The organism is Dietzia aurantiaca, from assembly GCF_021033825.1.
Classification (GTDB): domain Bacteria; phylum Actinomycetota; class Actinomycetes; order Mycobacteriales; family Mycobacteriaceae; genus Dietzia; species Dietzia aurantiaca.
The window spans coordinates 52,472-73,003 of record NZ_JAIFXZ010000013.1; the positions used below are offsets into that span (position 1 = coordinate 52,472).

At 67.5% G+C, this 20,532-nt stretch carries 14 protein-coding genes and 2 tRNA genes; 9 read left to right on the forward strand and 7 right to left on the reverse strand.

Features of this window, described 5'->3' with window-relative positions:
* Positions 1 to 5: 5 nt before the first annotated feature.
* Both K3888_RS13480 and K3888_RS13485 read right to left on the reverse strand, forming a co-directional pair.
* Entirely contained in the window at positions 6 to 1,946 is a 1,941-nt protein-coding gene (locus K3888_RS13480; RefSeq protein WP_230930797.1) for an FUSC family protein, read from the reverse strand.
* Positions 1,947 to 2,123: 177 nt separating this feature from the next.
* Positions 2,124 to 2,196: transfer RNA gene (locus tag K3888_RS13485), tRNA-Lys, on the reverse strand.
* A 213-nt stretch (positions 2,197 to 2,409) separates the two neighbouring features.
* Here K3888_RS13485 and K3888_RS13490 point away from each other — a divergent pair.
* From K3888_RS13490 to K3888_RS13505, 4 genes are all read left to right on the forward strand, one after another.
* Complete coding sequence (locus K3888_RS13490; protein WP_230930798.1) at positions 2,410 to 3,648, forward strand: L,D-transpeptidase; 1,239 nt, start codon at positions 2,410 to 2,412, stop codon at positions 3,646 to 3,648.
* Positions 3,649 to 3,683: 35 nt separating this feature from the next.
* Positions 3,684 to 4,685 (forward strand): DUF2804 domain-containing protein, encoded by a 1,002-nt coding sequence (locus tag K3888_RS13495; RefSeq protein WP_230930799.1) that lies wholly within the window; start codon positions 3,684 to 3,686, stop codon positions 4,683 to 4,685.
* A gap of 278 nt (positions 4,686 to 4,963) precedes the next feature.
* Complete coding sequence (locus K3888_RS13500; protein ID WP_230930800.1) at positions 4,964 to 7,540, forward strand: YhgE/Pip domain-containing protein; 2,577 nt, start codon at positions 4,964 to 4,966, stop codon at positions 7,538 to 7,540.
* Positions 7,537 to 9,729, forward strand: coding sequence for a YhgE/Pip domain-containing protein (locus K3888_RS13505; protein WP_295649282.1), 2,193 nt, complete (start codon positions 7,537 to 7,539; stop codon positions 9,727 to 9,729). The genes K3888_RS13500 and K3888_RS13505 overlap by 4 nt, the downstream gene beginning before the upstream one ends.
* A gap of 169 nt (positions 9,730 to 9,898) precedes the next feature.
* Here K3888_RS13505 and K3888_RS13510 read toward each other — a convergent pair.
* From K3888_RS13510 to cmrA, 3 genes are all read right to left on the reverse strand, one after another.
* Positions 9,899 to 9,974: transfer RNA gene (locus K3888_RS13510), tRNA-His, on the reverse strand.
* 74 nt (positions 9,975 to 10,048) lie between these two features.
* Complete coding sequence (gene orn / locus K3888_RS13515; RefSeq protein ID WP_269075182.1) at positions 10,049 to 10,717, reverse strand: oligoribonuclease; 669 nt, start codon at positions 10,715 to 10,717, stop codon at positions 10,049 to 10,051.
* 90 nt (positions 10,718 to 10,807) lie between these two features.
* On the reverse strand, positions 10,808 to 11,626 hold the full coding sequence (gene cmrA, locus K3888_RS13520; RefSeq protein ID WP_230930802.1) for a mycolate reductase: 819 nt from the start codon (positions 11,624 to 11,626) through the stop codon (positions 10,808 to 10,810).
* Between the two features lie 198 nt (positions 11,627 to 11,824).
* On the opposite strand from cmrA, the gene K3888_RS13525 reads away from it, so the two are divergent.
* Complete coding sequence (locus K3888_RS13525) at positions 11,825 to 13,135, forward strand: MFS transporter (RefSeq protein WP_230930852.1); 1,311 nt, start codon at positions 11,825 to 11,827, stop codon at positions 13,133 to 13,135.
* 46 nt (positions 13,136 to 13,181) lie between these two features.
* Here K3888_RS13525 and K3888_RS13530 read toward each other — a convergent pair whose 3' ends face one another.
* Positions 13,182 to 13,886, reverse strand: a complete 705-nt coding sequence (locus K3888_RS13530; RefSeq protein ID WP_230930803.1) for an HAD family hydrolase — start codon at positions 13,884 to 13,886, stop codon at positions 13,182 to 13,184.
* Positions 13,887 to 14,024: 138 nt separating this feature from the next.
* Here K3888_RS13530 and K3888_RS13535 point away from each other — a divergent pair, with 138 nt between their 5' ends.
* Positions 14,025 to 15,017: a TIGR03557 family F420-dependent LLM class oxidoreductase gene (locus tag K3888_RS13535; protein WP_230930804.1), complete on the forward strand. Its 993-nt coding sequence runs from the start codon at positions 14,025 to 14,027 to the stop codon at positions 15,015 to 15,017.
* A gap of 94 nt (positions 15,018 to 15,111) precedes the next feature.
* Here the strand turns inward: K3888_RS13535 and K3888_RS13540 are convergent, their stop codons facing one another.
* Positions 15,112 to 17,091: a helix-turn-helix domain-containing protein gene (locus K3888_RS13540; protein WP_230930805.1), complete on the reverse strand. Its 1,980-nt coding sequence runs from the start codon at positions 17,089 to 17,091 to the stop codon at positions 15,112 to 15,114.
* Between the two features lie 192 nt (positions 17,092 to 17,283).
* On the opposite strand from K3888_RS13540, the gene K3888_RS13545 reads away from it, so the two are divergent.
* Genes K3888_RS13545 through K3888_RS13555 form a run of 3 tightly spaced genes read left to right on the forward strand, consistent with a single transcriptional unit; the run spans position 17,284 to position 20,469 of the window.
* Positions 17,284 to 18,570 carry a hydroxymethylglutaryl-CoA reductase, degradative gene (locus tag K3888_RS13545; RefSeq protein ID WP_308282000.1) on the forward strand — a complete coding sequence of 429 codons (1,287 nt, stop codon included), beginning with the start codon at positions 17,284 to 17,286 and terminating at the stop codon, positions 18,568 to 18,570.
* Positions 18,560 to 19,093 carry a hypothetical protein gene (locus K3888_RS13550; RefSeq protein WP_230930807.1) on the forward strand — a complete coding sequence of 178 codons (534 nt, stop codon included), beginning with the start codon at positions 18,560 to 18,562 and terminating at the stop codon, positions 19,091 to 19,093. The genes K3888_RS13545 and K3888_RS13550 overlap by 11 nt, the downstream gene beginning before the upstream one ends.
* A complete protein-coding gene (locus K3888_RS13555; RefSeq protein WP_230930808.1) occupies positions 19,090 to 20,469 on the forward strand; it encodes a tripartite tricarboxylate transporter permease in 1,380 nt (459 codons plus the stop codon). Before K3888_RS13550 ends, K3888_RS13555 begins: the two co-directional genes overlap by 4 nt.
* Positions 20,470 to 20,532: the final 63 nt, after the last annotated feature.

Sequence of the window (20,532 nt, forward strand, 5' to 3'; positions counted from 1 at the left end):
CTGCCTCAACGGTCGGCTTCCACCGGCTCCACGAGTGATGTCAGGTGGGCCAGTTCCCCGGAGATTCCCGTGAGGGGACCATCGGGCTCGGAGGAGTTGATCTCCGCCGGGGGCCGGTCGGGGGCACCGCCGGCCTCGGAGATCTCCCAGGCCATCTCGGTGCCCGAGATCGGATCGGCCGGGATCGCGTCCTCACGGCGTTGACCGGCATAGGCGGTCACGAGGTCGGCGAGTCGATCGGCGGCTGAGACCGCCGGAATCCAGGCCGCCGCGGTACGTCCACCCACTCCCGGCTCGGCGAGTGCCCGCCGGAGCCGGAACTGCAGGTCGGACAAGGCGCTGTAGGCGGCTCGACGTGCCTCCACCAGATCGTTGTGTCGTCGTGCCGCGTCGGCGGGGGTGTCAGGGATCGGGCTCGCCGCCAGCTGGAGATGGTCGGCGATCCGGTTCATGGCCGTTGCGAAGGTCTCGGAGATCCAGACCCGTCGGCTGTGTGGCCAGATGAGGTAGCCGAAGACCAGGACTATCGCGCCACCCACGATGGTGGCGCCGATGCGCTGGATGCTGAAGTTGGCCGAGGCGTCCCCGGGCTGGATGACGTCGACCAGCAGGATGACCGCCGGGGCTATCGCGACGGCCTGTAGGGCGTAGGACCGCATCATGAGATACGGAACGCACGCCGACAGCAGCCCGATCACGAGTCCGATCGCCCAGCCCTTCGGTACCGCCAGGAGCACCACAGTCGCGATGGCCGCGCCGACGGCCGTGCCCAGCACGCGCAGCACGGCTCGGGAGAACACCGAGCCGAAGTCGGGTTTCATCACCAGGCAGACGGTCAGCGGAACCCAGAACCAGTGGCTGAACGGGAAGTACATCTTGGCGGCCACCGCGATCGCGTAACACAGCGATAGTCGGCACGCGGCCATCATCACCTCGTGACTGAGCGTCATCGTCAGCAGCGGCTCGTGGGGGGTCTTCGCCGGCCCGCCGGAATGCAGCAGTCTGTCCAGCTCATCGATGTGCCGGCCGAGTAGGTCCACCGTCGAACCGCCGTCGGCGGGAGGCGTTGTCGGTCGGGTGTCGCGACGGCGTGAACGCGCCGTGGCCGCCACTTCGGAGGCCAGGGCGGCCAACCGGGCTCGGGCAGCCGCTACCGCTACCGCATCGGAAGCTGCCACGAGGAAGGCCTGGACGCGGTCGGCGGCGGACAGTACCTCACCGTCCATCACCCACACCCGCGTAGACCACGACGGCCGGGCGGCGAGCTCCGAGGCCCGGCCGACCGCGTTCTGATACGCCGACGTCGCCTGTCGGCGCGCCGCGACGGTGCGGGCGCCGCCGTCGGCCAGGTCTGCCGCGCGAGCGGCCGCGAGGTCGGAGAGTGCGCCGAGTAACGAGACCAGGACGATCCGCTGTGGACGACGCGGGACGATGAGCATCTCGATCGCCAGCAGTAGCGCGTAGAACCCACCTCCGACGAAGTACAGCCCCATCGCTGTCCACCAGTCCACGTGGGGGACACCGAGGGCGATGGCGGCGACGAGGAGAAACTGCATGCCGGCAACCGAGAACGCGGGCCCGAGGCCGGCGATCGCCCCGGCGGCGAAGGCGACGACAGCGGCGATCAGGACGAGTGCGGGTAGGGGGAGGTTCTGTGCGAATCCCAAGAGATAACCGCAGGCCGCGATGGGTGTGGAGACCGCGATGATCGAGAAGTTGAGCCGGTAGCTGCCCTCGCGCTCGCCCGCCGCGAGGAGAAGCGTGGCCAGTCCCACCCACATTCCGTTGAGCGTCTGGCCGAGTAACGCGCCAACCACGAACGGCAACCCCACGGACAGTCCGGCACGGAGACTGTGTCCGACCGGGAACTGCGTTGGCGCGACGCGGAGGACGGCGCGGATCCAGTCCGCGGGAGCGCGATTCGCGGGGATGGTGGGAGCGGTCACGAGGGGCCCTTCTGGATGTTTGCTCCACCTTATGAGGGCAGGCCAGCGAGGGGGCCGGATCGCCGACACCGGTGATTGCCGCCGCCGGCACTCGCGGAGGGGACAGCGCGGACGAGCTGTCCCGACCGAACGAGAAGACCCCCGGCCCGCATTCCTGCAGACCGGGGGTCTTGATTGTGCGCCATCAGGGACTCGAACCCCGAACCCGCTGATTAAGAGTCAGCTGCTCTGCCAATTGAGCTAATGGCGCTCGCCTTGCTTGCTTGGTGCGAGAGAAACAGTAACAGGGCGTCCGTCGAATCACGAAATCGCCTGCTCAGTGCGAGGGTCCTACAGGTAGTTGACAGGCCACCCTTTACCGTTTCGATATGGAATACAAGCATTCTCCCAGGCATAATGGCGGAGGACATCTGCTCGACCGTGGCCGCGGTCGAGGGGAGGCGATATTCGGAAGGGGCCATCAGTGAACCTGCGCACATCGGATCGGACGGGTCGACGATCGACCGGAAACCGGTCCCGGGCTCGTCTCGCGCTGGCCGCTGTGTTCACCGGGGCGCTCGTGCTCACCGGCTGCACCATCGGGGACGGTGGGTCGGGCCCAGGAGGAGAGCAGGCCGCCGAGGCCCCCGCGGGGCCGGCTGCGGTGATCGACCTCTCGGTCGCGGACGGCGCGCGCGACGCCAACCCGGCCGAGCCACTCGTCCTGACGGCCGAGAACGGTCGGCTGGATTCGGTCGTCGTCCGCAATCCGGAGGGCGTCCAGGTCCAGGGCGAGTTCAACGCCGAGCTGACCGAATGGCGGTCCACGGAGGACCTGGGGTACGGGCGGCAGTACACGGTCGAGTCCACCGCGTTGGACGAGGAAGGTCTGGTCACCCGGAACAACGTCACGTTCAGCACGCTGACGCCGAGCATCATGACGGCGGCGTACCTCACGGTGGGCGAGGGCTCGGTCGTGGGGATCGGTCAGCCGGTCGCGGTGATGTTCGACGAGCCGATCAGTGACCGGCAGGCCGCGCAGGACAACATCCACATCACCACCACCCCCGAGGTGGAGGGCGCGTTCTACTGGGTGTCCAACCAGGAGGTGCGGTGGCGTCCGCAGAACTACTGGGCGCCCGGCACCGAGGTCGAGGTGGATGTCGACATCTATGGCGAGGACCTCGGCGGCGGCATGTATGGCCAGCAGAACAACCAGGCGACCTTCGAGATCGGGGACGCCGTGATCTCCAAGGTCGACGATTCGACCAAGCAGATCGTGATCGAGCGTAACGGCGAGGTCATCAAGACCATGCCCACCTCGATGGGCAAGGCCGGGACGCCGACCCCCAACGGCACGTATGTGATCGGCGAGAAGCACGCGTCGATGATCATGGACTCCTCGACCTATGGCGTGTCCGTCGATTCGGCGGACGGTTACCGCACCCCGGTGCAGTACGCGACGCGGATGTCCTACAGCGGCATCTTCATCCATGCCGCGCCGTGGTCGGTATGGGCGCAGGGCTCCCAGAACACCAGTCACGGCTGCCTCAATGTCACCACCGCCGATGCGAAGTGGTTCTACGACAACGCCAAGCGTGGTGACATCTTCGAGGTGTCCGGGACCGTCGGTGGCACGCTTCCCGGTTGGGATGGCCTGGGCGACTGGAACGTCCCGTGGGAGACCTGGAAGGCTGGCAACGCAGACCAGGGTGTCGCCTGACGGACGGACGTCAGCCGGCGTGCGAGAGTGCTCGCATGACCGTCGAGCGCGAGATCACCAGCATCACGGACCTGGCCCACGGCCGCCGTCTCAACCCGGCGGCCGTGGGCTGGTCCCGTTCTCCGGTGTTCCGGACCGCGATCTCCGGGTGGGGCCGCACAAAACGGTGGGAGTACTGGGGCATCGTCACCGACCGCTTCGTCGTGGGACTGACCGTCGCCGGGTTGGACTACCTCGCGAACTGCGCCGTGTACGTCCTGGACCGCAGCACAGGCGTGGAGACGGTCCGCAGTGGCATCCAGCCGTTCGGGGCCCCGGCCTTCGGCGACCAGCCGGGCGACGGCACCCTCCATTTCGCGGCGGGTCTCGGGTCGACGCGAGTGACCATCACGATCGATGACGACGACAACGCCGCCGGCGCCACCACCACGATCCGCGTGCGGGCGAAGGGTATGGAGGTGGATCTGGCGGTCTGTCGTCCACCCCACGACAGCCTCGGCGTGGTGGTGCCCTGGGGCGAGAAGCGCTTCCAGTACACGCTCAAGGATCTGGCCAACCCGGTCGGCGGCACTGTGACGATCGACGGCCGACGCCACGATCTGGGGGAGGGCTGGGCGGTCCTCGACCGGGGGCGTGGTCGCTGGCCGTACTCGAATGTGTGGAACTGGGGTGCGGGCAGCGGCGTGGTGGGCGACTCGGTCCGCGCGATCCAGGTCGGCGGGAAGTGGACCGACGGTACCGGGTCGACCGAGAACGGGATCCTTGTGGACGGCCGGATGCACAAGCTCGGTGACGACCTCGAATGGACGTACGAGGCGGATACGCCTACGTCGCGTTGGCGGGTGCGGGGTGAGCGCCTGGATGCTTCGCTGACGCCGTTCCATCTCCGCCGCGACATCACCGAGCTGGGCGTCCTGGCGGTCAAGACGCGGCAGGCTTTCGGGACCTGGAACGGCAGCGCGGTGCTGGACGATGGCGCGACTGTTTCGTTGAACGGGCTCGTGGGCTGGGCGGAGGAGTCTCGCAACAGGTGGTAAGCGCTCGCTCCGTACACGGGGTCGACGTATCGCCCACGGCATCCCGCTGCCGCCACACCGTGCCCCACCACGTCCCGCCGCGGAGATTTCAGGGGGTTGACGCGCCATTGCGGAAACGTTCTCGTAACGACCGAGTAGGCTAAGCAAGGTTTCATCCCTGTGGGCGAGGCGAGGCCCGCGCGGATCGCTTTCCGGTCCCGGGGATCGGCATGTCGCCTGGCCGTCTATCCACGGTGCGATCCGCGTGGGTGCCCCTCGAGCAAAGCGGGAGAATGTGTATGCGCAACGCCTTCAGGGTGCTGGGTCGTGACCTCACGAGGATCCGCCGGGCACCGAAGTCGTGGGCCATCATCATCGGGCTGCTCGTGTTGCCCTCCCTGTACGCCTGGGTCAACATCGTGGCGTTCTGGGATCCCTATGGAAATGCTGATCACATCAAGGTCGCCATCGTCAATCAGGACGAGGGGGCGAGCACAGAGCTCACCGGTGAGGTGAACGTCGGCGAGCAGGTGGTCGAGCAGCTGAAGACGAACGATCAGCTCGGCTGGCAGTTCATGGATCACGACGAAGCCATGGAATCGGTCAGGTCCGGGGCGAGCTATGCCGCTATCGTCATGCCGCCGGATTTCAGCCGTGACCTCCTGACCATCACGACCGGTGACTTCGTGCAGCCGGAGCTCGAGTACTACACCAACGAGAAGGCGAACGCGATCGCCCCGAAGATCACCGAGGTGGGCGCGTCGACGCTGGACACGCAGATCAACTCGAACTTCGTCGCCACCGTTGCAAAGACGATCGCCGAGGACGCCGAGCAAGCGGGGGTCGATGCGGGAGATCGGATGATCAACTCTCGCAGTGAGACGTTGTCGGCGTTGGACCAGGCCCTCGCCACGGTTCAGTCAGCACGCATGAGCATGACGGAACTGGACAGCGCGATCGGCCCCGGAGTGTCGGCCGTCGCTGATGCCAGGCGAGCTCTCGAGCGGGTGGACGCCACGATCGGCGACGTCACCGATGCGGTCGATGACGCCCAGGGGCTCGTCAACGAGGTCCAGCGGGACCTTGTCGGCTTCTCCGAGACGTTGACCGGCGCCTACGTCTCCGGCGCGGCGAACCTGACGGGCGCCACCTCCCGCCTGCAGGAGAGCATCGGGCAGGTCTCCGGCGGTGCCGATACAGCCCGGTCCGCGCTCACCACGGCCCAGCGTGATGTGCAGGCTGTGATCGACGCCAACCAGGCGCTGCTCGGTGCGCTCCGTCCCCTCGCGGCCGCATTCCCCCCCGGAGCGCCACTCAAGGGCCAGATGGAGCAGGTGATCGGCCAGCTCGAGGCTCAGACCGTCCGTGATCAGGAGCTTCTGGGGACGCTGAGGGCCGCGCAGACCACTGCGTCAACGGTGACCGATCAGGCGGCTGCGGCGTCGGAGGCGATGAGCGCGGTCGGGAGATCGTCCGCTGCCCTGCACGGCGTGATGACCGGTACGTTCCCGGGCCTCAACCAGTCCATGTCGTCGCTGTCCGCCAGCGTAGGTGCCTTCTCCTCGGCGCTCGATTCGCAGCGAGTGCTCGTCGGTGAGGCCGTGGACATGCTCACCGAACTCGAATCGCTGCTCGGTGAGACCGGCACCGCCGTGGCCTCTCTGGACGGCAATCTCCAGGACGTGCAGTCAGACCTTCAAACGTTGCAGACCGACCTCAATGCGATCACCGCCGCAGACATCTGGGACCAGGTGAGCGCGCTGACATCGCTCGACCCCGATTCGATCGCCGGGTTCATGACCGGCCCGGTGACTGTGCACGAGAACGATCTGTTTCCCGTGCCGGCGTACGGCTCGTCTATGGCGCCGTTGTTCACCAACCTGTCCCTGTGGATCGCCGGGTTCGTGCTCATGGTGCTGTTCAAGTTGGAGGTCGACACCGAGGATGTCGAGGGGTTGACAGTGCGGCAGGCGTACTTCGGCCGATGGCTGCTGTTCGCGGTGATGAACCTCATCCAGGCGCTGCTGGTGAGCATCGGTAACGTGGTGATCGGTGTCCAGACGGTCAACCCGGTCATCTACGTGGCGACGAGTGTATTCATCGGACTCGTATACATGTCGATCATTTATGCCCTCGCCGTCTCGTTCGGCTATATCGGCAAGGGTATCGCCGTTCTGTTGGTGATCATGCAGATCCCCGGTGCTTCCGGCATCTACCCGATCGAGATGATGCCGGACTTCTTCCGGTCGCTGTTCCCGTTCTTCCCCTTCACATACGGCATCGACGCGATGCGCGAGACCATCGGCGGTTTCTACGGCCTGAACTATCTCCGCTATATGGCGGTTCTCGCTCTCTTTGCCGCGCTGGCTTTTGCCCTCGGCATCTTCTTGCGTCAACGTCTCGGGAACTTTGCTCGCCTGTTCAACAAGAAATTGGCCGATACCGGCTTGTTCCTGAGCGAGGACGTGCAGATTCTGGGTTCGCGTCGCCGTCTGACCCAGCTTGTGCGTGCGCTGACCGACCGGGAGAAGTTCCGTGCGGACAACGCCCGGCGCCGACGGTGGATGGAGATGAATCGCGTCAACGCTAAGCGTGCCGCTCTGGTCCTCGGAGCGATCGGGACCGTGGTGCTCTTCGTCGTGGGGAGCATCTTCCCGGACGCCAAGGCCACGGTTCTCGGCCTGTGGGGGCTGCTCTGCCTCCTCGTGATGGCCGCGATCGTGGTGGTCGAGTACATCAATCAGAGCATTGTCTATGGTACCGAGGTCAGCGACCTCCCCGACGATGAGCTGAAGCGAGCGCTGGCGGAGGAAGAGGCTGCGATCCGGTCGGATGCCCGACTTGATCAGCTGGAGATGCGGGGGCAGAACGCGTGAACAACATCGGCACCCTGATTCGTCATGATTTCAGACAAGCCACCCGCAATACGATCTCGGCGATGGTGCTGGTGGGGGTCGTATTGATCCCCTCCTTCTTCGCATGGTTCAACGTGCTCTCGAGCTGGAAGCCGTTCGACAACGTCGACAACCTCAAGGTCGCGGTTGCCAGCGCCGACGAGGGGTTCGAGAGCAACCTATTCCCGATGCGATTGAATGTCGGCGAGCAGGTGGTATCCCAGCTGCGGGCCAACAGCGACATCGACTGGCAGTTCGTTTCCCAGGACGAGGCCATCGAGGGCACCAAGTCCGAGGAGTACTACGCGGCGATCGTGCTGCCTCCGGACTTCAGTCAGAAGATGATGACCTTCCTCTCGCCCGGCGCCACGCCGGTGGAGATCGACCTCTACGTGAACGAGAAGAAGAACGCACTCAACTCACTGATCACAGGTGAGGCAGCCTCGGACGTCTCGACCCAGATCAACACTAGCTTCACGCAGACCCTCGACGAGGTCGGACTTGCGCTGGTGTCGTCCCTGGCCACGCATCTCGAGGACTCCGATGCGCAGGAGACCATCACAAGTCTCGAGTCGGCGGTCGGTCGGATCTCGGTGCAGTTGGACTCGGGAGCGGACACCGCAGAGGTCTTTGCGGGATTGCTCTCGTCCGGTGAGACACTCCTGTCGAGTGCGGGCTCGCTCGCCTCGTCCTCATCCGACGCCCTGCGCGACACCGCCGGTGCGATCGGCCAGGGTGCCGGAGCCGTGAACTCGGCACAGGACGTGCTCGCGCAGGCCGCGGAGCGACTGTCCACGGTGTTCGCGATGAATGCCGAGAGCTACGAGACGCTCCGCGCCGAGATCAATCGGATCTTCGGCAACACCGCTACTGCGCCGTCCGGGGCCGGTCTCTCGCAGGCCTCCGGAATGGTGGACCGACAGGTCGCGGCGTACACGCAGCTCCGCGATCAGTTGCGTGACCAGGCGGCGACGCCGGGCCTCGACCCGGTGACCAGGAATGCGGTGAACCTACTGGCGGACCAGGTCGATGGAGTGATCGCGCGCCAGGAAGCCCTCAAGCAGCGACTCGACGCGGCTGCGTCGCCCGCTGTCCAGGGCACGGTCGACCGCGGGGCGACGCGAGATGCGATCCTGCAGGACGTGGATGCGGCCCAGGCGGCGATCCTCGGTGCACGTGACCAGTACACCAATAGCCTGCGCCCGAAGCTCGAGAGCCTGGCGGCAGACCTGGCGTCGGTGCAGGGTAATTTCGCCGGGATCGGTCAGGACCTGCGCGCGGCAGAACAGTCATTGGCCGACGGCTCGGGTTCGTTGAGTGCCGGCCTGGCGGACGGCGAGACCGCCGTCCGGTTGCTCGCGAGTGACCTTCGCGACTCCGCTGACACCTTTGCAGAGCTCGAGACAGCCCTAGGTAGCGCCGCGAACACCGGCGATCTGAGCAAGGTGCAGGAGATCATCGGCTCGAATCCGGCGACGTTCGCCACGGAGCTCGCCTCCCCGGTCAGTCTCAAGACGATCCCCGTGTTCAAGGTCGACAACTTCGGCTCCCAGATGGCGCCGCTGTACACGGTGCTCGGCCTGTGGGTGGGGGCACTGCTGCTCGCAGTGCTCATCCGCACGGAGATCGATCGTGACGCGCTCCCGTCGCTCGCACGCCCGCTGAAGCCGTGGCAGGAGTACTTCGGGCATTACGCGATCTTCGGTGGGCTCGCGTTCCTGCAGAGCACCATCCTGTTCGTGGGCCTCATCGGCTTCGTCGGGGTGCGACCGGCACATCCGTTCCTGCTGATACTGGCCGGTTGGGTGATGTCGTTCGTCTTCTCGTTGATCACCTACACGCTCGTGTTGACGTTCGGTGAGGCGGGCAAGGCGATCGGCGTCCTTCTTCTGGTCGTGCAGATCTCCGCTGGCGGTGGAGCATATCCGTTGTCGGTCCTGCCACAGTGGTTCCAGAGCATCAGTCCGTTCGTCCCGGTGTCGCATGCGACGACCGCGGTTCGCGCGGCCATCGGCGGGATCTACGAGGCCGATTATTGGAAGGCTCTGGGCTGGTTGCTCCTGTTCACTGTGCCGTTCCTGTTCATCGGACTCGTGTTGCGCCTGGCGGTGAGGAAGTTCAACGACGACCTGAACTCCTCACTGGAGGGCACCAAGCTCATGAGCGTGTGATCGAATTCCGCACTGGTATCAACTGACGAGATCAGCCGCCTCATTCGGGGCGGCTGATCTCGTGTTTCAGGCCGGCACCCGCGATCGGGTGTCGGCGGAAAAAAGAAGGGTCAGGTGGGAACTTCCTCCAAGGGCTGACCCTCGGCCTGAAGTTTCCACCTGACCCGGGTGGGGTGGCTGACGGGGCTCGAACCCGCGACATCCAGAATCACAATCTGGTGCTCTACCAGCTGAACTACAGCCACCATCGCCGTCCTCGCGGACAGCGTCATCGACCTTACCCTGCGGGGGGTCGAGTCGGGAAATCGGCTGGTGGGCGTCAGTCGGCCGGGGACAGCCCGGCCGCCGCCTGCTTGACCTCGTCGGTGGTGGGTCCGGGCTGGGACACGAAAGCAGTCGAGCGGTAGTACTGCAACTCGCGGATCGATTCCTTGATGTCCGCCAGTGCGCGGTGCGACATGCCCTTCTCGGGCTGGCCGAAGTAGATTCGCGGGTACCAGCGCTTGCACAGTTCCTTGATGGAGCTGACGTCGATCATCCGGTAGTGGAGGTAGCTGTTGAGCTCCGGCATGTCCCGGGCGATGAACCCGCGGTCAGTAGCGATCGAGTTGCCGGCCAGGGGAGCGGAGCCGCCCACGGGCACCCACTGGCGTACGTAGTCCAGCACCGCCTTCTCGGCCTCGGCCAGCGTCACGGTGGATTCGCGGATCTCCTCGGTCAGGCCGGAGGAGGCGTGCATATCGCGGACCACGGGAAGCATCGCGTCGAGCTTGGTGTCAGAGGCGTGGATGACGATGTCCACGCCCTCGCCCAGGACGTTGAGCTCGGAATCGGTGACCAGCGCAGCGATCTCCACCAGCGCGTCGGAGCCGGTGTCCAGGCCGGTCATCTCACAGTCGATCCAGACGATCCGGTCGTTCTTGGACTCCTGGTGGGGCGTGGCCGCGGACGACGGACTTGACGGCTGGGAAGAGGTCGGTTCTGGCATTATTCGACTATATCCGCCGACCACGGACGTCCCTCGTCGTGCAACAGGCCGATCGTCAGCCGGCAGGTGAATCGGGTGCCCAGGGACCGATCAGGCCTCGGCCTGGCCCTCGCCCAGCTTGGCGTAGAAACGGCCCACGACGGGCGCCATGATCCCGCGCGGGGTGTAGTTGCCGGCCACGGACATGACCTGCCCGAGCGGCCCCGGTACGACACGCATCTTGTTGCGCGCGAGGGCGTCGAGCGAGAGCCGGGCCGTGTATGCGGTGTCGACCCAGAGGCGGTCGGGGACCAGGCGGTCGACGAAGGTCTTGTCCTCCTCGACGATCTCCTCCGTGCGCACCGGCCCGGGCGCCAGCAGCGTGACGTTGACGCCGGAGCCCTTGAGCTCGCCTCGCAGCGATTCGGAGAAGGTGTTGAGGAATGCCTTGCTGGCCGCGTAGGTGGCATTGTTGGGGACAGGCATGTTGCCCGCGGCCGAGCCGACGTTGAGGATGGCACCGGAGCGCCGCGCGACCATCCCCGGCAGCACCGCGAGCACGAGGTCGTGGCAGGCCACGGCGTTGACCTGGACCTGGTGCTTCTCGTACTGCGGGTCGAGCGAGGCGATGGGCCCGAACGTGGCGATGCCGGCGTTGTTGCACAGGATCGAGATCTCGCGCTCGGCCAGCTCGTCGAGCAGCGGCTGCCGCGCGGCGGGGTCGGCGAGGTCGCAGGAGCGCACCTCGACGGACACGGTGAACTCGGCCTCGAGCCGGGTCTTGAGTTCTTCGAGCACTTCGCCGCGACGCGCTACCACGATGAGCGAATGTCCGCGGCGGGCGAGTTCGGTGGCCAGCGCCATGCCGATTCCGGAGGAGGCGCCGGTCACGACGGCGCGGTTCGACGCGGTGGGCAGGGGCAGCGACATGGTGCGTCCTCGGTTCTCGGGAATGTGCGGGGCAGTGCCCGAGCGTACCGCCAATGCCCCGTCCCGCCGGATAGCGTGGCCCCTGTGAATCAATCGAAGCCCGCAGGATCGTCGCCGGTGACCGCGCACTCCGCCGCTGCCTCGTCGTCGTCGACTCGCCCCCACGCCGCGACGCGCGGTCAGGTCTTAGCCTGGGCGATGTGGGACTGGGGTTCGGCCGCGTTCAACGCGGTGATCGTCACCTTCGTGTTCTCGGTCTACCTCACCGATTCGGTCGGAAAGGACCTGGCGGAGCCGTTCTCGGCCGCGACGTGGCTGTCGATCGCCATCGCGCTGGCGGGCCTGGTCATCGCACTCACCGCGCCGGTGATGGGGCAGCGTGCCGACCGCGGCGGGCGTCGACGCCGGTCGTTGGCCCTGTGGACGTACCTGACGATCGCGCTCACCGCGCTGATGTTCCTCGTCGACTCGGGCTCGCCCCATCCGTGGTTCTGGGTGGGACTGGTGCTGCTGGCGGTCGGATCCATCACCTTCGAGTTCGCCGAGGTCTCGTACTTCGCCATGCTGCGGCAGGTGTCCACACCGACCACTGTCGGGCGCGTGTCGGGCTTCGGCTGGGCGATGGGCTACTTCGGCGGCATCTTCCTCCTGCTGGCCGCGTTTCTCGGCTTCATCTCCGGCGAGGGCGACGAGCGCGGCCTGCTCGGCATCCCCGTCGACGGTGGCCTCAATGTGCGGATGGTGTGTCTGATCGCCGCCGTGTGGTTCGCGGTGTTCGCGCTGCCGGTGCTGTTCAGGGTCCCCGAGAACCGGCCCAAAGAGAAGAACGACGACGACAACGACGCCAACGCCGGCTTCCTCGAGTCGTATCGCATCCTCTGGGCCGATCTGAAGACGCTGTGGGCGCGCGATCCACGGACGGTGAAGTTCCTCATCGCCAGCGCGATCTTCCGGGACGGGCTCGCGGGTGTGTTCACCTTCGGGGCGATCCTCGCGGTGACCGTGTACGGGCTGGCCCCAGGGGATGTGCTGATCTTCGGAGTGGCGGCTAACGTGGTGGCGGCGCTCGGGGCGGTGGCGGCCGGTTACCTCGACGACCGGGTCGGGCCCAAGGCCGTGATCGTCGGCTCGCTGGTGGCGATGCTGGTGACCATGACCGTGCTGGTGTTCGTCGACGGCGCCGCCATGTTCTGGATCTTCGGCCTGCTCATGTGCCTGTTCGTGGGGCCGGCGCAGTCGGCGTCGCGCTCGTTCCTCGCGCGACTGGTCCCGCCTGAGAGCGACGGCCAGATGTTCGGGCTCTACGCCACGACGGGGCGCGCCGTCTCGTTCCTCGCGCCGGCGCTGTTCGGGCTGTTCACCTGGGCGTTCAGCGCCGACCGGGCGGGCATCGCGGGGATCGCGCTCGTCCTTCTGGTCGGCCTGCTCCTGCTGCTGCCGGTACGCACCCCGACCAGTGTCGAGACCTCGGAGCACTGGGCCGAGGACCCCTCGACGCCGTCGGTCTGACAGTGCGCCGCCTCGTCTGGCCTGCCGCTGCCAGGGCCAGCGAATGTCAGCCGAGGTCGTCGAGGCGGGCGAGGACAGCCGCGGCGTCGTCGACGATGTCGGAGAAGCCCGCTGCGCGGAGTTCGTCGTCGCCGATCCCACCGGTGCGCACCGCGATCGAGCGAATGCCGAGCTTGGTGGCCGCGATAGCGTCCCAGGTGGCGTCGCCGACCATGACCGCATCTGAGGCGTCGACGCCCGAGCGCTCCAACGCGATCGCCACGATGGTCGGATCCGGCTTGGCCTGGTCCACGTCCTCGCCCGTGGTCACGGCGTCCACGAACTCGTCCACGTCCAGCAATGTCCGGGCGGACTCGAACTCCGACGGCGGAGCGGACGTGGCCAGCACAGTGATCCATCCGCTTTCCCTGGCCTCGCGCACGAGATCGCGGGCCCCCGGCAGCAGTCGCAACGATTCGGCGGCCTCGGCGTAATACCGGCTGTGCAGATCCTTGGCCCGGCTCGCTATGCGGTCGCGTTCCTCGTCGTCGTCGACCCCCGCCAGCTCGAGTAGCTCGGCGACGAGCGTGCCACCGTCCTTACCCACGCGGCGGTGGACCTCCACGTGGGGCACCGTCGCGCCCGCTTCGTCGAGGGCGCGGTGCCACGTCGACACGTGCACATATGTGGAGTCGACCAGGGTGCCGTCGACGTCCAGGAGGAGAGCGCGGTGACGCGCACCTCGGGACACAGTGGGCGCTGACTCTGACATGTCACGACCGTGCCTTCGCGCGGGGCCGGCGGCAACCGGTGGAGGACTGGTTCGGCGGCGACGTTGCCGCGAGCGGCAGCCGAGCTGGATCAGGGCCGACCGGTGGCAGGGGACCGGCGGCGCGCGCACGCTCGGGGCATGACACGTTTCGGCTACACCCTCATGACCGAACAGTCCGGCCCCAAGGAGCTCGTGCGCTATGCCGCGGCCGCCGAACAGGCGGGATTCGATTTCGAGGTGGCGTCCGACCATTACTTTCCGTGGCTGTCCTCGCAAGGACACGCTCCGTACGTCTGGAGCGTGCTCGGGGCAGTCGCGCACGTGACCGAGCGCGTGGACCTGTGCACCTACGTGACGTGCCCGATCCTGCGATACCACCCGGCCGTGGTGGCGCAGAAGGCCGCGACCGTGCAGATCCTCGCCGACGGACGGTTCATGCTCGGGATCGGCTCCGGCGAGAACCTCAACGAACATGTGGTGGGGCAGGGGTGGCCTGCGCTGGATGAGCGGCACGAGATGACCGTCGAGGCGTTGGAGATCATCCGCGAACTGTTCGACGGCGGTCTCGTCACCTACTCGGGCGAGCACTACCGCGTCGATTCGGCCCGCCTGTGGGACCTTCCCGAGAAGCGTGTGCCGATCGGGGTAGCCGCGGGCGGGGAGAAGGCGCTCGAACGGTTGGCGCCTCTGGCTGACCACCTCATCGCCACCGAACCCGAGGCCGCGTACATCGAGGGATGGAACGCGATGGAGGAGCGGCCGAATATCGGGGACGGCGCACGGGCGATCGCCCAGATCCCGATCAGCTGGGATCCGGACTCCGAGAAGGCGGCGGTCGAGCGAGCGCACGACCAGTTCCGGTGGTTCGCCGGCGGGTGGGCGGCCAACGCGGATCTGCCCACGACTGCCGGGTTCGCCGCGGCGACGAAGTTCGTGCGGCCCGAGGACGTTGCGGATCAGCTGGCCTGCGGACCGGACCTCGATGCGATCGTGGAGAAGGTGCGGCCGTACTGGGAGGCCGGGTACACCGATATCGCGCTGATCCAGATCGGGGACTCGACGCTGGACCGGTTCCTGGCCGAGGCGGCGGAGCCTCTGCTCGCGCGGTTACGGGAGGCGTCGCCGACCTAGGCGGGCCGACGCGGTGCGCGAGACCCACGGGCCACCGACGGCAGGGGCGAGGTGCTCTGGCCTGGCCGAGACCGGGCGCGCCTGAGTCGGCGCCTCACCGCCCTCGGTCCGGGGGCGCCGCGCTGAACACGCGACCGCCGGGCTGGCCCCGTCGTCCCGCCTGCGACCGCAGACGATGGAGCTTGAGACCGGCGTGCACCTCGAACGCCCGCGGCTGGTCGCGCCAGCCCGGACCGAGGAGTCGCGAGATCCGGCCGGCGCGTTGGGTGATGGTGTTGGGGTGCACGTCGAGGTCGGCGGCCGCGGCGCGGACCCCCCCGGCGTGGTCAAGCAGCGCCAACGCGGTGGCGGCCAGAGCGGTGCCGTGGCGGTCATCGCTGTCGAGCAGGGGGCCCGCCTGGGCGCGGATGAAGTCGTCGAGGTCCTCAGCGGTGGGGTCGGTGAACAACATGGAGAACACGCCGAACTGCTCGACGCGCACTACCTCGCCGGTGTAGCCGAGGGCGTGGGCGAGGTGAAGCGAGCGAAGCGTGTGCGTGAATTCGGGGCGGATGAGTTCAAGGTCCACCACTGCGCGGCTGAGCACCACGATCTCGCCCAGCTCTCCGGACAACTCGGTGGCCAGCGTCGCGAGCGGCCCGCCGGATTCGGCGGGGGCGAGAACCACCGCGACCTCGTCCACGACGGCTGCCATCCCGTTGTGCTGCTCCGTCCACCGCGTCAGCCGCCGCTCCCGTGACGGATCGCCGGAATCGCACAACAGGATCCGCAGCCCGTCGAGCCCGATGCCGGATCGTTGCAATTTACGACGCAGTTCGGGTGATGACGACGAGACCAATTTCCGCACCACTTCAGTGGCAGTGCGCCGCTCGGCGTCCGCGAGGGCCTGTGTGGACAGCTGGCACAGGGCGACCGCCTGCGAGGTCCACTGGAGCAGCCGGGCCGTGGCGGGGTCCTCAAGGGCCTGCGTGCGGGTGACGAGGTGGCCGACCGCGCGGTTGTAGGCCACGACGTCGATCACGGCCCACCGGCGGCGGCCGACCTGCACCTCGCGAAGTTCCGGGCGGGGCAGTTCGCCGCGCGGGGTGGCCAGAACGGACGGCTCGGGCAGGGTCCAGGAGGCGGCGGTCGTCGGGGTGAGCGGGGTGCTCGCGACCACGGCGGTGCCGGTGGTCCGGTCGACATAGGCGACGTCGGTTCCGGCCTCCTCGCCTACGGCGGCGAGGACCTCGGAGACACCGGCACCGTCCAGGACCACCGCGTTGAGGCGGGCATGAAGGCGGGACTGGCGCTCCTCCTCGGCTCGCTTGGCCTCGCTCTGTTCCGCGGCCACCGACACTTCGCGCAGTGCTCGTTCGCGGCGTTCATCCAGCTCGGCGTTCTGTAGGGCGATCGCCGCGTGGCGGGCGAGCGCGGAGAGGAGGAACACCTCGTCGTCGGAGAACTTCTCCTCATGGGTGCGGGCGGCGAACAGGAGGCCGGTGATCCGGCCGCCCACCACGAGGGGAGTGGCCAGGAGGGTGGAGATCTGTTGGCGGGCAAGCAGTTCGGCGTAGTCGGCCGGGGTGTCCGCCGGGCGGGTCGTGGCGTAGTCCGCCACCTGGTACGGCTGGCCGGTCTGCAGGACCACGCCGCCCACCCCGAGACCGGGGGAGACAGGGATGCCGAGGAACTCCGGGGCGAGGTCACCGCTCCACGCCCGAATCGCGTAGGAGACCGGCTCGGCGGCGGGCACGCTTGAGGTGACTCCGGCGCCGGCCGGCGAACCGCGTCCGCCCGGTGCCGTGTCTCCCGCCGGCTCGGGGGTGTTGAGGTACACGTAATCGCAGTCCAGCAGGCGGCGAGCTCGGGAGGTGATCTCCCTGAGCACCGCGTCGACATTGTGGACGGCCACCAACTCGCCTGTGGACTCGATCACCTCGAACAGCCGCGCGACCCGTCGCCGTTCCGCCCGGGCCGTCGCCCGCGCGGCGTGCGCGGCGGCCCGGATCCGCGCAGCCATCTTCGCGTCCAGCCCGGCCTCGACTGCCCGCAGGCGCGCGTCGAACTCCTCGGTGGGGCTTATCTCGACCACGCCCGAGAGCAAACTGGCGATGGCGGATGGGTGAACAGCACCAGCATCGCTGTGTGTAGAGATCACATTTTTTAGTCTACGGGAGTGGCCTCAGCACATTGTCTACCTGTGATGACGGTCATAAGGTCGCGACTACGAGCGTCGGGACCTCAATGCGGGGTCTCGGGCGCGACCCCGTACAACAGCGAAGGTGTGACTGACGACATGGTGAACAGCCGGATTCCCGGGCTCAAAGACCTGACTCTTGACGAGCGGCGCGAGATCGTCGCCACGAACTCCCCGCTCAGCGCGGACGACTTCGCCGCGTGGGACCCCGCCACGGCGCTGACGCTAGAGCAGGCCGACCACATGATCGAGAACGTGGTGGGGGTACTGCCGATCCCGATCGGCTTCGCCGCCAACTTCACCATCAACGGCCGCGATGTCCTGGTACCCATGGCCACCGAGGAGCCCTCCGTGGTGGCCGCGGCCTCCAACGCCGCCCGCATCGCCCGGGCCTCCGGCGGCTTCACCACCAGCTCCTCCGCGCCGATCATGCGCGCCCAGGTGCAGGTTGTGGATGTGGCCGACCCGCAGGCTGCTCGCCTTCGTCTGTTCGAAGCCCGTGACGAGCTCATCGCTGCAGCCAACGCCCAGGACCCCATGCTCGTCAGCCTCGGCGGCGGTGTGCGCGACATCGACGTGCAACTCGTCGAGGCCGCGAACCAGACCTACGTGGTCCTTCACCTCATCGTGGACGTCCGTGACGCAATGGGTGCCAACGCGGTCAACACCATGGCCGAGGCCATAGCCGCCCGCGTGGGCGAACTGGCCCAGGGTCGCCCGGTCCTGCGTATTCTGTCCAACAAGGCCGACCTGCGCGTGGCCCGCGCCCGCGCCGTGTTCTCCGCCGAGCAGCTGGGCGGGGAGGAGATCGTCGACGACATCGTCCACGCCGCCGCCCTGGCGAACGCCGACCCGTACAGGGCCGCAACCCATAACAAGGGCGCCACCAACGGCATCGTCGCCGTGGTCCTGGCCACCGGTAACGACACCCGCGCCGTCGAGGCGGGCATCCACTCCCACGCCGTGCGTGAGGGCCGCTACACCGCGCTGACCCGGTTCGAGAAGGACGCCGGCGGCGACCTCGTGGCCTCGCTCGAGATCCCTATGGCCGTCGGCCTGGTGGGCGGCGCGACCAAGGTGCACCCAGGCGCGCAGAAGGCCGTCAAGATGCTCGACGTATCCACCGCGTCTGAACTCGCCGAGGTGATCGTGGCCGTGGGCCTGGCCCAGAATGTCGCCGGTCTGCGCGTGCTGGCCACCGAGGGCGTCCAGCGCGGCCACATGTCGCTACACGCCCGGAACGTCGCCGTGGCGGCCGGGGCCAGCACACCGGAGGAGATCACCGCCGTGGCCGAGAAGATGGTGTCCGAGAAGGCCGTGCGCGCCGAGCGTGCCGCCGAGATCCTGGAAGAGGTGCGCGGTGATGGCAAGTAACCCTGAGACTCCCGGCTCGCACGCGGGTGCGGTCGTACCCGACGGCGACCCGGAACTGGTCAGCGTCTGGAACGAGACCGTCAAGACGCGCAACCTCGGCTACTCCCTTCTCATCAGCGTCCCGGCGACGCTGATCGGCTTGCTCGTGGCCGAGAACCTGCTCTCGCGTGTGATGGCCGACGCGGATATCGCCAAGACCTACTCCCTGCTCATCGGCCTGGCGATCGTGGTGACCACCGCCGTGATCAATGCCCGTCTGTTCAAGCCCCAGCGAATCGTCACTACTGAGGAGCCCGGCGAGAGCACCACCTTCGAGGAGACCCTTCGCGAACTCGCCGACGAGCCCGCAGGCCTGGGCGACACCTCCGCCGTGCCCGAGGAGGTCCGCCAGGAGATGCGCGAGCTCGGACTGTACGACGCGTTCGTGCGCGCCGAGAAGCGTGTTGCCGCTGAACGCGCCGGGGCGACCGGTGCGGGTACGGCCGGCGCCGACCGCACCGCAGGGGAGGGTGATGCCCGATGATGCTCATCCAGGATCTGCCCACCGCGCTGCTGTGGGCGCTCATCGCCGCCGTCGTTTTCGGTGCCCTCGGCCTGGTCTCCGGTACCGACGAGACCGCCACCATCACACCCATCACCCTGCTCGTGGTGCTCCTCGGCGTCCCGCCGGTGGGGATCTTCGCCTTCTTCATCGCGGCGGTGGTCTCCAAACACCTCACCCACGCCATCCCCACCACCATGTTGGGGATCCCCGGCGACACCATGGCCATCCCCTTGCTCGAGGAGGCCAACTTCCTGCGCAGGCTCGGCGTGCCGCACATCGCGCTGCGCAAGGCGATCAGCGGCGGCATCATCGCCGCCCTCATCTCCGTCCCGGTCTCCGTGGGTATCGCCGGTCTGCTCAGCCCGTTCGCCGACGCCGTCACCTCCGCCGCGCCGTGGATATTCCTCGCCGCAACAGTGCTCATCGCGTACTTCTCGCCGGCACGCATTGCCGGTGTGCTCGTGATCATCCCGTTCGTCATGCTCGTGCTGGGTCTGCGCGCGATCGGCGCCGACTTCGGAGGGCAGACCCTCACCGTGAGCTTCTTCCTCGGCATCGCGGCCGGGCCGCTCATCCTGGACCTGCTGCTGGTCTCGTCGCCGGCCGGTCGACGCGAGGCGCGTCGGGACCAGGTGGAGACGCGTCACATGTCGGTGTCGCAGACCTCGTCGTCGTCGTACTTCCCCAACCCACTCAAGATCCTCGACAAGCGCCAGGTGGGCCTCACCGCGGCGGCGTCGGCGGTCTCGTCGAGCACGTTCGTGTTCAGCCCCGTCGCCATGACGGTGATGGTCGGCGAGGCGATCCGTCGCTTCCCCAAGAACGCCTACCACCGCCTCACCACCCGCATGGCCGTGAAGAACGGCACTACGGAGTCGACCTACCTGGGCGAGACCCTCATCCCGCTTGTCGCGTTCGGCCTGCCACTGAGCCCCATGTCCGTGGGCCCGGCGGCGCCGCTGTTCAACGCCCCGCCGCGGTTCACCGTCGACACCGAGACGGGTGAGGTGACCAACCTCCACACGTTCATGACCAGCTGGGAGTTCCTCGTCTTTGGTCTGGTCGGCGTGCTGGTCGCGGCGGTCGTCGTTTACCCGTTGGCGATGAAATTCGCCGCGCCCGCAGCGTCGTTCGTCATGCGCAAGGTCAGCCACGAGGCCGTGGTCGCCGCGTTCACCGCGCTCATCCTCATGGTGGCGGTGTGGGAGGGCGGAATCTACGGCGTCCTCGTGGTCATCACCGTCGGACTGGTCGGCGGACTGCTCTCCCGCGCCTTCAAGCTCCACGCGGGTGTGCAGTTCATGGCCTTCTACGTGGCCCTGCTCACCGTCCCGGCGATCTTCGCCCTGTTCTGATCCACAATCGCGCCCGGGGACTCGCACGTCGGGACCCCGGGCGCGCTCTTCTAGGAAGGACTC